The following is a 13514-nucleotide window of genomic DNA, read 5'->3' as shown; positions in this document are numbered from 1 at the left end:
AATCGCCGCGGCTTGTGCAAGTTTAATAATCCAAATCCACAACGGGCGCAGGCAAAGCATCTGTTGTATCCAGGCCCAGGATATGCGTCAGGGTTTGCGAAACCACATTTATGTCATTATCAAAGCTGCCATGGGCAAGCGGGATCAGGCGCTTGCCGCAATTGACGTGACTAGCATCGATGATGTGCAAATTGCTCCTTTGCTCGGCCGTCAGCCCCTTGCCATCTTCAGCAAAATCACTGGGCAATTTTTTGCCCCAGTAAAATTTATTCCAGCTCTTCAAGGTGGCTAGAGTGGATTCATTCCATTGCCCTTCTGCCAGTTTGTCACCGTTGAAGTAGGCAGCATCGAGGCTGGCAGCCATGCCCAGCAAGGGGGTTTTATGGCGGGTTTCAAAAGCGCGGGCCACGAGGTAGAGCAGGGACTTACGATAAACCAGATAGACATTGTCAGTGCGCTCGCGCCTGTCTGACATCAGATGCAGGTGAAAATTCTCGCGTGCCAGTATGCCGCTTTCCATGGCCGGGCGATAAGTGCTTTCTGCAAATTCCAGGCTACAAGCCGGTGCGTACAGACTGCATGTGCTGACTGCCAGTTTGCGTGCGACCAGCAAGCCCAGTAAATGACCCAGAGCTATGGAACCGGCTGAGTGGCCTATCAGATGGATTTCCAGCTTGCCCTTGCCCAGCTCCCTGCTTAATTGTTTCAGGCGTTCGGCGATTGCCAGCAGGCCGCGTGGTGGATCATCATCTTCTATAGCCAGTGCTGCATTTTGCTTCATCTGCATCCACTGCGATTTGCCACCTATGCTGGCTGCGAGGTTTTCTATCGTGCGGTCCATGACATCAACGGCTGTATTCTTGAGCTGCTCCAGCCAGTCGCTGGAGACTACCGAGCCAGTCAGGTAATCCCGCAATTTATCCTTGAGCACGTCACCCATGGTTTCTGTGAGTCCGGTTTTCCAGGTGATGAAGACAGGGTAAATACCGTTTGCCAGGAAACTGGGTGCCATAGCGGCAATGCGCTTGAGTGACTCAGCTTCACTACTAAGGCCACCATGGGCATACAGGGCAAGTTTCAAGACTTTGTTTTTGCCGTGTTGTTTGAGCCAGGCTTGTGGTGCCTGCACCAGGACTTTTTCTACCGTTGCTGCTGCATCGGCAACTTCGAGCAATCTTTGTATCAGGCCACCATCATTGCCCATGACCACGGTCAGGCTGTAAGCCTGATCCATGCTGAGCACTGCGTGGCCAGGCTTGCCTGCAGGATGAGCACCGTCGGGCAGCAGGGCTGAGCCACTGGCCTTGAAGGCAGCAACAGGCGGGATATTCGCCTGAGGTGCGAGCTGTTTTTCAGCGCGGGTACGGTTCACCGCATCAACATAGCGCACGGGCACGCCCAGGGATACGGTCCAGGCATCTGTACCATTTACCAGCCAGTCGTCGTAGGTGATGATGGCGAAGCCTTGCAGACCCCAGTCTGCGCCCCAGGAATTTTGCACGACAAAACCCTGGTCGGTATAACCGAGCAAGGCAAAGGCATGGCCACCAGCCTTGACCTCGCTAAAATTGACTACGGGCAGTTGCTCCAGCTTGCTGAAGCTGCTTGCTTTTGATGTTGGCACCTCGGCCCAGCCCTGATGCAGTTTGCATGAGACATAGATGGCACCAATCTCCAGGATGGCTGCCTGCATGTCGGTGATCGATGTTTTATCTATGCGGTAATACACGCCAAGCGCACGGCTTAGTGCGTCTTTTTCCCAGCCAGGCTTTGGCGCTTCAAAGGCTGGTACCTGGTCATTTTTATTGACCGTATAGGGCCACAGTGCGCGGCTGCAGACACCGTGCTTGTGCCAGCCCTTGAGTGCACCGCGGCAGCTGGAGCCCAGATAATCCTCACCCGGCCACTCGTCATACAGCTGCGCGAGGTGGTAGATCATGCGCGGGCTGCTCTCCTTGTTGCTGGTGTCGCGCAGCCAGAACAGGTAATTGATGACAGCTGCCAGACCAAAGCCGGTACAGGCACCATCCGAGCCCTGGTTCAAAATCATGCCCGCCTTGATGTAGCTCGCGAGCTGGTTCTTGATGAAGCCGCTGTCCGGGTAGGATACCGGCAGGTTCAGCACGCGGGGCGTGTAGATGCGGTCGCGGATATCAAGGCGGTCAGGGCGCGCATCCAGGGCCAGTTCGCTGCCGTTGAAAGGTATGGTCTGGGCTGGCATGCAGGCCTCCTGGTTCAGTATGAGGAATTTCTATGGAAATATTGCTTGAAATATTGGCAAGAATAGTGTCTCAGGATTTATTTGGCTTGGCAATAGTTCAATGAGTGGGGATATCTGGAAAAACCTGCAGGCAAAGAAAAAGGCCGCCAAGACTAGCTTGACGGCCTTTTTGCCCAAAAATTACTGAGGCTTATTTTTTCGCTGCGTCAGCAGGAGCGGATGCCGCTGCCGATGCTGCCGGTACTACGGTAGGTGTTACTGTCAAAGGAGCGCCTGAGGCAGCAGGTGAAGGTGCTGCAGCGACTTCTTTGATTTCAATCTTGGCTTTGGCTTTCAAATCATCCAGCATTTTTTTCATATTTTTTTGCTGCAATTGCTGGCTCAGACCGGCTTTGATTTCTTCAAAAGGAGGGATTGCCAAAGGACGGCTGTCGTCTTGAATAATGACGTGGTAGCCATGTTCGGATTTCACTGGCTCTTCAGTGAATTTACCTTTTTCCAGTTTGGCAACTGCCGCACCAAATTCTGGCACCATGGAATCTGGGGAGAACCAGCCAAGATCACCGCCACGACTTCCTGAACCTGGATCTTTTGACTTGGACTTGGCCAATGCTTCAAAAGATTTAATATCTTTTTTCAGCTCTACGATAATTTCTTTCGCTTCATCTTCCGTTTTTACCAGAATGTGGCGAGCTTTATACTCCTTGTTACTGATTTTTGCATACTCTGCTTTGAGTTCATCATCAGTGAATTTTGTGTTTTTTATGTAATCTCTTACAAACGCGTTCGCCAGGATGGATTGACGCATCATTTCGATTTGGTTTGCGATTTCTGGCGTTTTATCCAGACCTTTGTTAGTAGCTTCTTTCGCGACCAGGAGTTGCAGAGCCAGATTGTCAATGATTGCCTTTCGTGCTTCTGGTGAATCAGGCATACCCTGAGCAGCTTGTTGCTGCATAAACTGGTCAACCTGTTTTTTGCTGATAGGAGTGCCATCAACAGTGGCAGCAACTTCCCCGCTGGCTGAAGCAGATGCCGAAGCGGATGCCGCTTTGTCTGCATTCTTATCATTACAGGCGCTGAGTACCAACAAGGCAAGAGCGCTACCCAGGACGACACGGGACTTAATTGACATACACATTCCTTCAATATTGAGCTGACTTTGCAGCAGATATCATGCCTGTCGGCATACGACGATTTAAAAAATGACGCTGAATTTTACTCGTGATTTTACCTGCCATGCTAGTTATTCACTTTTACTTACCAAATTTCCATGAAAAACGGCTGTCTCCAGCCTTTGCCAGAGACAGCCGCAGTCTGTATCGGCCATTCTGAAACAGTTTGAAATATCAGAGACTGGCGAGGTAGGCCTGCAATTGATCCAGTAAAGCGCCAAAACCCTGGTCCATGCTGGCAAATGTGTCGTGGAAGACGTTTCTTTCTTCCTCAGTGGCATTATCAAGCAAGGCCCAGCGTATCGTCAGTTGCGTGCCCCCGGCATGCTCATCAAAGCTGATGGTCGATAAAACCTCCAGTGGCCAGGCCGGGCTCATGGGGTGATGTGCCAGGTTGCCAGCCTCATCTGAAAAGCTGTGGTGATACACCAGTTTTTCAGGGCGGATTATTTCCTTGTAAACAAATTTAGCCCACATCATGCTGCCATCGGGGCCACGCATGCCCAAGTGATAGCTGCCGCCGACGCGTAAATCCATGCTGGACTGGACGACTGTAAAGCCTGTCGGCCCCCACCATTTCGCCAGGTGATCACCCTCGCTAAAAGCGGTAAACACCAGTTCGCGTGGTGCTTTCAGGATACGGGTGATCACAAAATCCGGTTTATTTTCATTCATGCTGTTCTCCCTTCGGTGTCGGTGCAGGCGTAGGTGTAGGTGTAGGTGCCGGCTTAGCTGCTGTTTGCAGCTCTTGCAGATAGACTTCCAGCCTGTCCAGGCTTTGCTCCCAGAACTGGCGGTATTGCTCGACCCAGCCGTAAGCTTCTTTGAGCGGCATGGCCTGCAACTGGCATGGCCGCCATTGAGCACTGCGGCTGCGCGTGACCAGGCCTGCACGCTCCAGCACCTTTAAATGCTTGGTGATGGCTGGCAGGCTCATGTCGAAAGGTTCTGCCAGCTCAGTGACTGAGCTTTCCCCTGTGGATAAACGGGCCAGTATGGCGCGGCGGGTAGGGTCGGCCAGCGCTGAAAAGGTCTTGCTGAGGGCATCTTGCTGCATGGTGGTGAATGCCTTATTTAACTATTTGGTAAAATAAGACAAATTTATCACTATGTCAATTTGGATTTGAACAAATTTTCTAGGTATTTCTGTTAAAAATAAGGAATATTTCTTAAAAGCACTGAAGTCATGGAACAAATTCTGACTTACCCACTCCAAGATTGGCAGCTTGCACTGGTGTAAGAATAACAAGCCAGACAGGCAATAAAAACCGATGCACACTAGCTTTGGCCTATCCGGTCAAAGACTCTTACAAGCGTATCCCGACAGGAGACATGAATGCGTATTTTGCAGGTTTTATGTGGCACAGCCCTCATCGCCACCAGCTTTAGCGGCCAGCTTGCGCTTGCCGCCAGCGAAGAAAAAATCGACCTTGACCTGATTACCAAATTGCGTGACGAGGCCATGAACCGCTCCAAGGCGCAAGAGATACTGGGCACGCTCACAGATGAAATCGGCCCGCGCCTGACCGGTTCGCCCGCCCTGCGCAAGGCAGGTGACTGGACCCGCAGCAAATTTGGTGAATGGGGCCTGCAAAATATTCATAGCGAAAGCTTTGCCCCCTTTGGCCGCGGCTGGACGCTGGAAAAAACCACCCTGCGCATGGTCGCGCCTTCGCAAGTCGATCTGTATGCGATCCCCAAGGCATGGACACCAGGCACAAATGGACTGCAGCGTGGCAAGCTGATCATCGCAAAAATGGTAGCAGATGAGGATTTACCAAAATGGAAGGGCAAGTTGGCCGGTGCCATCGTCTTGCTCGATGAACCTTTGCCCATCAAACCGCATGTGAAGGCAGATGCGCACAGGTATACACATGAAGAACTGAGTGAGCTCAGTAAAATCGATTTCGAGCCATCAGCCTCCCGCCGTGGCGATATACAGACTTACCTGAAGCGTTTTGCATTCGCCAAAAAACTGCGTACCTTCCTGGCAGAAGAAAAAGCCCTGGCTGCCCTGAATGTGACCCGTGGCGAAGACGGTACCATCTTTGTACAGGAAGGCGGCTCATACAAAAAAGATGAAGTGACCGGCCCGCCTACCCTGGTCGTTGCCAGCGAAACCTATAACCGTCTGTATCGCCTGGTCGACAAGAAAAAAGACGTGGAACTGGAAATTGATGTCAAAGCCACGTTCAGCGACGAAGACCCGGAAGCTGCCATCAATGTACTGGCAGAAATCCCCGGCACAGATAAAAAAGACGAGATCGTCATGCTCGGTGCCCATCTGGATTCCTGGCATGGTGGTACAGGTGCGACCGACAATGCCGCTGGTGTTGCCATGGCGATGGAAGCCGTGCGCCTGTTGAAGGCGACTGGTTTCAAGCCACGCCGTACCATACGCATCGCCCTGTGGGGCGGTGAAGAACAAGGTTTGCTGGGTTCGCGTGCCTATGTCAATAAATGGATAGCGTCCCGCCCTGAGCCGACTGATCCGAAAGAACTTGAGCTACCGACTTTTGCACGCAAACCCACCGGGCCGCTCAGTATCAAACCCATGCACAGCAAGATTTCTGCCTACTTCAACCTGGATAATGGCGGCGGTAAAATCCGTGGCATCTATGCAGAAAACAATGCGACCTTAAAACCGATATTCGATGCCTGGCTGGCACCATTCAATGATGTCGGTGCCACCACAACTACACTGCGCAATACAGGCAGCACCGACCATGTGAGCTTCGACCGCGTTGGCGTACCCGGTTTCCAGTTTGTCCAGGATGATATGGATTACTTCAGCCGCACTCATCACTCCAGCATGGACGTGTATGACAAGGTACAAAAGAGTGACCTGACCCAGGCTTCGATGATACTGGCGAGTTTTGTTGCCCATGCTGCCAACCGCAATGACATGCTGCCGCGCAAGCCTATGCCAAAAGATCCACCGCCAGACGAGAAGAAAGACGACAAGGCAACGGAAGAAACAGCGGTCAAATAAAAAATACAGATACTTTATTCTTTCAAAAAGGCCATTTGCGCTTAGTCTTCCCGAACAGGAATACAATGCGCCTGTGGCCTTTTTTGATTGAGACAAGAGATGAGTGAAGTTAGCATGACCAGCGTGGAAGATATTCCCGATAACCTGACCGAGATATTGCCAGTTGGCATGATCGCGGGTGGAGGCGTGGCAGCACTGGCCATGGCAGCAGTAGCCAACCGCAAGTTTCTGGCGGCCCAGCCTGCAGAACAGCAAAACAGCGGCTGGCAGGCTTTCCATTATGAGCGCATTTCTGCAAGCGAATTTGAAATCACGGGCGGCATCGCCGATCCAAGTTCAGGCGGTAAAAAATTTCATGGCGCGCATGATACTGTCATCATTACCGAAGCCGACGTTCTGGCTGAAATGCAGTTGATGCTGCCGCCAGCAGCAACGACAGCTTTAGCGAATGCCACTACGGCTCTGGCTCAACCCATCGCCACAATACAAAACACAAATACAGCCAATGTACTCAAGGTGATTTTTACTTTGCCGGATGATGAACCCGGTCGTCAAAGAATCCTGCGTGCATTTCAGCTACAAGCCGATTTCTTTGGCGCAAAAGTGCAGGCTTGCTCATTGCATGATGCCAGCTTGTTGAAGCTGGATTAAGCAAGATTAGCTCAGCTTGAACTGGCTGGGCATGCATAGCCAGTTCATTTGCGATTTTGCTTATTTTGTATTTTCTTTGAGGTCAAACAGAATCACGCCTGTGTCATTGATGCGATTATCCTGTATTACCGGTGGTACAAACTGGCAACTCCCCAGCAATGCCACAATTTCACTATCTGTCGAATAATTTCTGCTGCTGTCTTCGACCTTGATACGGACGGGCTTGCCTTGTGGATTAATGAGAAAACGCAGCCTTACCAGCCAGCGCTTTGCATCCTTGGGAAGAAAAACGTACTTATCAGAACTGCAGCTGCCCGCAATCATTTCTGATGGAGGCAGAACTGGACCATCATCGGTCAATTTCCAACTATATTTACTTCCAAACCAGGCTGGTACTGGTTTGTCGTTCAAGCTCGCTGGTTCAAACCGACAAAGCGACATGGAGTCAGAAACTGCCTGATCCAGTATCTTCCAGCCACTACTCTGCAAAACATATTTGGACATAATCTCGCCACTCTCACTGACCAGAAAGCGTATCTGTGTTGTCCCCTGCAACTCATAACGCAAAGCCTCACGTGGATATTGTGGTGCTGGGCAGGTATCCTTTTTTATTTCTGGATTTTTGAATTTTCCTTCAGGCTTCACATTAGTGGCACTGCTTACATAGGGCTTGATGTTTTTAAGTTTGTCTGCAATTTCTTTCGCCAGCCCCGGTCTATTGGTGGTTTGATAGATTTTTTCCAAACTTCCCAATGCAGACTGGCGCCAATAAATGTTGCTGGCACTATTTTCTTCACCAAGAGTCAAAACGCGCTTTAGTGTGACTTCCGCTTCATCCAGGCGTTCCTGTGTGAGGTAGATTTTGCCCAGGAGGGCAAAGTGATTGACGAGCTCAATATCGTTTTCGCCATATTTTGATTGTATGGTTTCTATTGCTCTTAGCAGTGACTTTTCTGCCTGCTTGGGATTGTCTTGTGCAAGATAGTTAAAAGCCAGCCAGTTAAGTGTAGTTGCCAGGTCCCGGCCGTCCATAGCCGGGCTTTTCTCTTGAATGGAGATGATGCGCAAGAGAATGGCCTCGGCTTGTTTCAACTTGCCTTCATAAAAGCTTGCTTGTTGTTTCAGCACATCCACCAGTATTTCTGGATGAGTATCTTGCTCTTTTTCCGCAAGTTGCATAGCTTGATTGTTCAAAGCTCTGGCCAACCTGTAATTCTCCACTCCTTGAAAAAAATACTCGGGTCGCTGTGATCTTTGATACAGGGATTGGGCTTCATTGCCAAGTTGGCGGACACTTTCTACCGTGCTTGCTTGTGATACGCAAGAAAAAGATGCAGCTAAGAAAAATGGGATAAGGCTTAGTTTTGACATTTGATGAGCAACGAATGATGTTGCACAGCATTATCTGTCACAAACCAGATTTTCTTGTGAATTTCACATGAAGGACATTTAAATAAATTTTGCCAAATGTCACAAAGAAATAATGTTTTATAGGGAAGTGGTATTAGTTGCACTTATCTTTTGCTATTTACCTTGCTTCTGAAATCAATCTTCATGCAAATTGACAATTACCCCATGTCCGCTGTTGTCATAATTTGACTTGGCATAAGAATCGGATTTGTTTCCATCCGCATAATGGAGGATACTTGCACAATATGGTGCACAGACTTGCACTTTTATCTCTCGTTATCTTCCAACAGTAGGAGAACGTATGACCTCTTCCCACTTCGCTGAGCTGATTGCTTATGCGCAAGCGCACACCGGCCCGGCATCTGAACGCCAGGGTTCTTTTATTACCACCTATTTTGAAAACACTGATCCGGATGAGATTATCAGCCGGGGTCCAGCTACCCTGTTTGCCCAGGCCAATGCCCACTGGCGTTTGCTGGATGCTCCCCGGGCTGCGCACACACCCAAGATAAGGGTGTTCAACCCCACCCTGGCAGAAGATGGTTTTGTCAGTGACCATACTGTCGTGCAGATTGTGAATGACAATATGCCTTTCCTGGTGGATTCGGTGACGATGGGGATCAACCGTAGCGGACGTACCGCACACTGGATAGTGCATCCCTTGATGAGCGTGGCCCGTGATGCGAGCGGTAGTGTGACTGCAGTCAGCACCGTGGCAGCGGCAAAGGCTGCCGGCAGCACTGATCCGGTTGAATCCCTGATTCTGGTTGAGTGTGACCGCATCGTCGATCAGGCAGCCCAGCAGGCGCTGGTAGAAGATTTGAAAAGTGTCTTGTCTGATGTACGCGGTGCCGTGGTCGATTGGCAACCCATGCTGGCGCGTGCGCGTGAAGTGCGTGCAGCCTGCGAGAAATCCAGCCAGTCCCCCGAAAAACGTGATGAAGCGATTGCCTTTCTGGCCTGGCTGGAAGACCGCCATTTCACCTTCCTCGGTGTGCGTGACTATGACCTGAAGCGTGAAGGCGACAATGTCAGCCTGGTGGCGATTGCTGATTCTGGTCTGGGTATTTTACGTGGCCCGGTCAAAACCCCGGAAACCCGTTTGCCGCCAGAAGTGGTGGCCTTGATGGATTCGACAGAAATGGTCATGGTCACCAAGGCCATGACGCGCGCCACTGTGCACAGACCAGCCTGGCTGGACTATATCGCCGTCAAGCGTTTTGATGATGCCGGTAATGTGATTGGTGAATCGCGCTTCCTGGGTCTGTACACATCCACGGCTTATTCTGAGCCGGTAGGCAATATCCCGCTGGTACGCCAGCGCGTGGTGAATGTCATGAATACCTCCGGCGTCGTGCCTGAGAGCCATGCCGCCAAGTCGCTGCAAGCCATTCTTGACGATTATCCACGTGATGAACTGTTCCAGATTGATGCTGCAACCCTGGCTGATCATGCGATCGGCATCTTGCGTCTGCAAGAACGCCAGCGCACCCGCCTGTTCCTGCGTCGCGACCCCTTTGGCCGTTTTACTTCGGCCCAGGTGTTTGTGCCACGTGACCGCTATAACACTGAGCTGCGCATCAAGATAGGCAATGAATTGATGATGGCGCTGAATGGCCAGTCGATAGAATTCACGCCCATGCTGACCGACAGCCCATTGGCGCGCATTCATTATCTGGTCAGGGCCAAGGATGTCGCACCACAAAACGTCAACCTGGCGATGCTGGAAGCCCGTATCGCCAAACTTGCACAACGCTGGGAAGATGATTGCACTGCAGAGTTGCTGCGCTCGCATGGTGAAGGCAATGGCCTGAGCCTGGCAAACCGTTTTGCCAATGCCTTCCCTACAGCTTACCGTGAAGATTTCTCTGCCCTGGTGGGTGCAGAAGATGCCGACATGCTAGCCAGCCTGAACGCAGGTGCACCGATGATGGTCAAGCTTTATCGTCCGCTTGATGCAGGGCCGGGCAATCTGCGCTTCAAGATTTATAACACCGCCAAGGTGGCCTTGTCTGATTCCCTGCCTGTGCTGGAACATATGGGTGCCAGGGTACTGGATGAACATCCGTATGCCATCGTCAGCGGTGCCGAGACTTTGTGGATACATGACCTTGGCTTGCAATTGCCTGCCAATACCGATTTGTCATCAGTCAAAGTGCGCTTTGAAAACCTGTTCTCGCAAGCCTGGGGCGGCGAGGTTGAAAGTGATGACCTCAATCGTCTGGTCTTGAATACCACGCTGGATGCACGCTCCATTGCCGTCTTGCGCGCCTGCTCGCGTTATTTCAAGCAACTGGGTTTTGCCTATAGTCAGAACTATATAGAAGCAGCCCTGAACAAAAATGCACCTATCACCCAACTGATTGCCGAACTGTTTGGTGCGCGCTTCAAGCCTGATTATGTTGGTGACCGCGAACAGGCACAAAAGCATATACGTGAACAGCTGGAAGCACAGATGAGCAATGTCGCCAGCCTCGATGAAGACCGCATCTTGCGCCAATTCATCGCGACTATTGTGGCGACCCTGCGGACCAATCTGTGGCAAACCACGGCCACTGGTGCATTCAAGCCATATATGAGCTTCAAGCTCAACCCGCGTGAAGTGCCGGGGGTGCCAGAACCCAAACCCCTGTTTGAAATCTGGGTATATTCACCGCGTGTTGAAGGCGTGCATCTGCGCGGCGGCAAGGTCGCACGTGGCGGCCTGCGCTGGTCTGACAGGCGTGAAGACTTCCGTACTGAAATCCTGGGCCTGGTGAAAGCTCAGCAAGTCAAGAATACCGTCATCGTGCCTGTTGGTTCCAAAGGTGGTTTTGTCCTCAAGAATGCACCGCCAGCGACAGATCGCGAAGCCTATCAGGCCGAAGGCGTGGCTTGCTATAAAATCTTCCTGTCCGGCTTGCTGGATGTGACTGACAATATCGTCAAAGGCGCGGTAGTGCCGCCCAAACTGGTGATACGCCATGATGTCGATGATCCTTATCTGGTGGTGGCGGCTGACAAGGGCACGGCGACCTTCTCTGATATCGCCAATGGCGTCTCGGCTGACTATGGTTTCTGGCTCGGTGATGCATTTGCCTCCGGTGGTTCGGTCGGTTACGACCACAAGAAAATGGGTATCACTGCCCGCGGCGCATGGGAATCAGTCAAGCGTCATTTCCGTTCACAGGGTGTGAATACGCAGGATACGGCTTTCACTGTCGCCGGTATTGGTGACATGTCAGGCGACGTGTTCGGGAATGGTATGTTGCTGTCCGAGCATATCAAACTGGTGGCGGCATTTGACCACCGTCATATTTTCATCGACCCATCACCTGATGTGGCAAGCTCATTTGCCGAACGCCAGCGCCTGTTCAATTTGCCGCGCTCAAGCTGGGATGATTACGACAAGAGCCTGATTTCGGCTGGCGGCGGCGTGTTCCCACGGACCGCGAAATCCATCAGTCTGAGCCCGGAAGCACGTGCTGTGCTGGGCATAGAAACTGCCGAACTGGCGCCGGTAGAATTACTGCGTGCAATCTTGCAGGCCCCTGTTGATTTGCTGTACAACGGCGGCATAGGCACCTATGTCAAAGCCAAGTATGAAACCCATGCCCAAGTCGGTGACAAGGCTGGTGACGCCTTCCGCGTCAATGGCAATGACTTGCGCTGCAAGGTGCTGGCCGAAGGTGGTAATTTGGGTTGCACACAAAATGGCCGTATAGAATTCGCGCAAAAAGGTGGCCGTATTTATACCGATGCGATAGACAATTCTGCCGGTGTTGATTGCTCTGACCATGAAGTCAATATCAAGATTTTGTTGGGCAGCATCGTTGAAGCAGGCGATCTGACACTGAAGCAGCGTAATGACCTGCTGGCGTCGATGACAGATGAAGTCGGCCACCTGGTCCTGACCGATAATTATTATCAAAGCCAGGCACTTGATATTGCCGCGCACCGCCCACTGTATGTACTCGATGGCCAGCAAAGACTGATGCAATCGCTGGAAAAACAGGGCCGCCTGAACCGTGCCATAGAATATCTGCCCAGCGATGATGAAATCTTCCATCGCAAGGCCTTGAAGCAGGGCCTGACTGCACCAGAAGGTGCGGTCGTGCTGGCCTATGCCAAGATGTCAGTGTTTGATGAACTGGTCGCTAGCAATCTGCCGGATGATCCTTTCTTCAGCCGTGCATTAAAAGCTTACTTCCCGCAAGTCCTGTCCGAACGTTTTGCTGAAGCGATTTCCAACCACCCATTGAAGCGCGAAATCATCGCCACCTTCATCACCAATACCGTGGTCAATCGTGCCGGTGCAACCTTCGTCAACTTCATCGCGTCTGAAGCAGGTGCGACCGCGGCTGACGTGATACGCGCCTTCACCCTGGCACGCGAGATATTTGATCTGGAAGCGCTGTGGGATCAGATTGATGCGCTGGATTATAAGGTTGATTCAAAACTGCAACTCGACCTCTTGTCCAAGCTGATCGCGATTGCCCAAAGGGCCTCGCGCTGGATGCTGCGCATACGCTCGCAAAGCACTGACTTGCCTACGCTGATACAACGCTACCAGCCAGCCGCCCGCGAACTGCGCTGGCAACTGGCAGACTGGCTGCCAGCAAATGCCCATGCCAACTGGCAAAAAGAAGCCGAGGCGCTGACGCAAGCCGGGGTAGAAGCCACGCTTGCACAAAACCTGACAGCGCTGGAATACATCTTCCCGGCACTCGACCTGGTTGACCTGGCGCAAAGCACCAGCAGCACGCTGGAACTGGCAGCGCGCGCTTATTTTGGCATTGATGATGAACTGGGCCTGACTGGCTGGCGCAATCAGATCAACCGCCTGCCCACAGACACTTTGTGGCAGACACAGGCACGCGGCAGCGCTAGGGATGACGTATATTCCATCGCCAGCCAGATCACCCGTGGGCTATTGTCACGCCAGGAAGATGTCAGCAACTGGCATGCGCAACATGCACCTGCCATAGACAGGCTGACTGCCTTGTTGACTACCATCAGCGCGCAGGGGCCTGACCTGGCACCGGTGTCAGTAGCCTTGCGCGAGCTGCGTCACCTGGCTTGAAGT

The 13514-nt window shown here is 51.9% G+C and carries 8 protein-coding genes; 3 read left to right on the top strand and 5 right to left on the bottom strand.

Going from position 1 to position 13514, the window contains the following annotated elements; all coding sequences use genetic code 11:
- Positions 1-22 precede the first annotated feature (22 nt).
- The 4 genes from ACO0LL_RS19465 to ACO0LL_RS19450 all read right to left on the bottom strand — a co-directional run bounded on the left by ACO0LL_RS19465 (position 23) and on the right by ACO0LL_RS19450 (position 4453).
- Positions 23-2221 carry a C1 family peptidase gene (locus ACO0LL_RS19465; protein ID WP_422952471.1) on the bottom strand — a complete coding sequence of 733 codons (2199 nt, stop codon included), beginning with the start codon at positions 2219-2221 and terminating at the stop codon, positions 23-25.
- A gap of 190 nt (positions 2222-2411) precedes the next feature.
- Entirely contained in the window at positions 2412-3179 is a 768-nt protein-coding gene (locus tag ACO0LL_RS19460) for a peptidylprolyl isomerase (protein ID WP_422952470.1), read from the bottom strand.
- A 391-nt stretch (positions 3180-3570) separates the two neighbouring features.
- Positions 3571-4071, bottom strand: coding sequence for an SRPBCC family protein (locus ACO0LL_RS19455; RefSeq protein ID WP_422952469.1), 501 nt, complete (start codon positions 4069-4071; stop codon positions 3571-3573).
- Positions 4064-4453, bottom strand: coding sequence for an ArsR/SmtB family transcription factor (locus ACO0LL_RS19450; protein WP_422952468.1), 390 nt, complete (start codon positions 4451-4453; stop codon positions 4064-4066). The genes ACO0LL_RS19455 and ACO0LL_RS19450 overlap by 8 nt, the downstream gene beginning before the upstream one ends.
- A 279-nt stretch (positions 4454-4732) precedes the next feature.
- On the opposite strand from ACO0LL_RS19450, the gene ACO0LL_RS19445 reads away from it, so the two are divergent.
- Both ACO0LL_RS19445 and ACO0LL_RS19440 read left to right on the top strand, forming a co-directional pair.
- Positions 4733-6388: a M20/M25/M40 family metallo-hydrolase gene (locus ACO0LL_RS19445; protein ID WP_422952467.1), complete on the top strand. Its 1656-nt coding sequence runs from the start codon at positions 4733-4735 to the stop codon at positions 6386-6388.
- A 99-nt stretch (positions 6389-6487) separates the two neighbouring features.
- A complete protein-coding gene (locus ACO0LL_RS19440; protein ID WP_422952466.1) occupies positions 6488-7039 on the top strand; it encodes a hypothetical protein in 552 nt (183 codons plus the stop codon).
- Positions 7040-7099: 60 nt separating this feature from the next.
- On the opposite strand, the gene ACO0LL_RS19435 is transcribed toward ACO0LL_RS19440, so the two are convergent.
- Positions 7100-8410 (bottom strand): TonB family protein, encoded by a 1311-nt coding sequence (locus tag ACO0LL_RS19435; RefSeq protein WP_422952465.1) that lies wholly within the window; start codon positions 8408-8410, stop codon positions 7100-7102.
- A gap of 340 nt (positions 8411-8750) precedes the next feature.
- On the opposite strand from ACO0LL_RS19435, the gene ACO0LL_RS19430 reads away from it, so the two are divergent.
- Positions 8751-13511 carry an NAD-glutamate dehydrogenase gene (locus ACO0LL_RS19430; RefSeq protein WP_422952464.1) on the top strand — a complete coding sequence of 1587 codons (4761 nt, stop codon included), beginning with the start codon at positions 8751-8753 and terminating at the stop codon, positions 13509-13511.
- Positions 13512-13514: the final 3 nt, after the last annotated feature.

The organism is Undibacterium sp. TC4M20W, from assembly GCF_049340245.1.
Taxonomy (GTDB): domain Bacteria; phylum Pseudomonadota; class Gammaproteobacteria; order Burkholderiales; family Burkholderiaceae_D; genus Undibacterium.
Note: the sequence above shows the minus strand (reverse complement) of the source record. Positions and strands in the feature narration are given on the sequence as shown.

Coding starts and splice junctions, on each gene's coding strand:
- ACO0LL_RS19465 (WP_422952471.1), bottom strand. CDS start 2,221: ATGCCAGCCCAGACCATACCTTTCAACGGCAGCGAACTGGCCCTGGAT.
- ACO0LL_RS19460 (WP_422952470.1), bottom strand. CDS start 3,179: ATGCAGCAACAAGCTGCTCAGGGTATGCCTGATTCACCAGAAGCACGA.
- ACO0LL_RS19455 (WP_422952469.1), bottom strand. CDS start 4,071: ATGAATGAAAATAAACCGGATTTTGTGATCACCCGTATCCTGAAAGCA.
- ACO0LL_RS19450 (WP_422952468.1), bottom strand. CDS start 4,453: ATGCAGCAAGATGCCCTCAGCAAGACCTTTTCAGCGCTGGCCGACCCT.
- ACO0LL_RS19445 (WP_422952467.1), top strand. CDS start 4,733: ATGCGTATTTTGCAGGTTTTATGTGGCACAGCCCTCATCGCCACCAGC.
- ACO0LL_RS19440 (WP_422952466.1), top strand. CDS start 6,488: ATGAGTGAAGTTAGCATGACCAGCGTGGAAGATATTCCCGATAACCTG.
- ACO0LL_RS19435 (WP_422952465.1), bottom strand. CDS start 8,410: ATGTCAAAACTAAGCCTTATCCCATTTTTCTTAGCTGCATCTTTTTCT.
- ACO0LL_RS19430 (WP_422952464.1), top strand. CDS start 8,751: ATGACCTCTTCCCACTTCGCTGAGCTGATTGCTTATGCGCAAGCGCAC.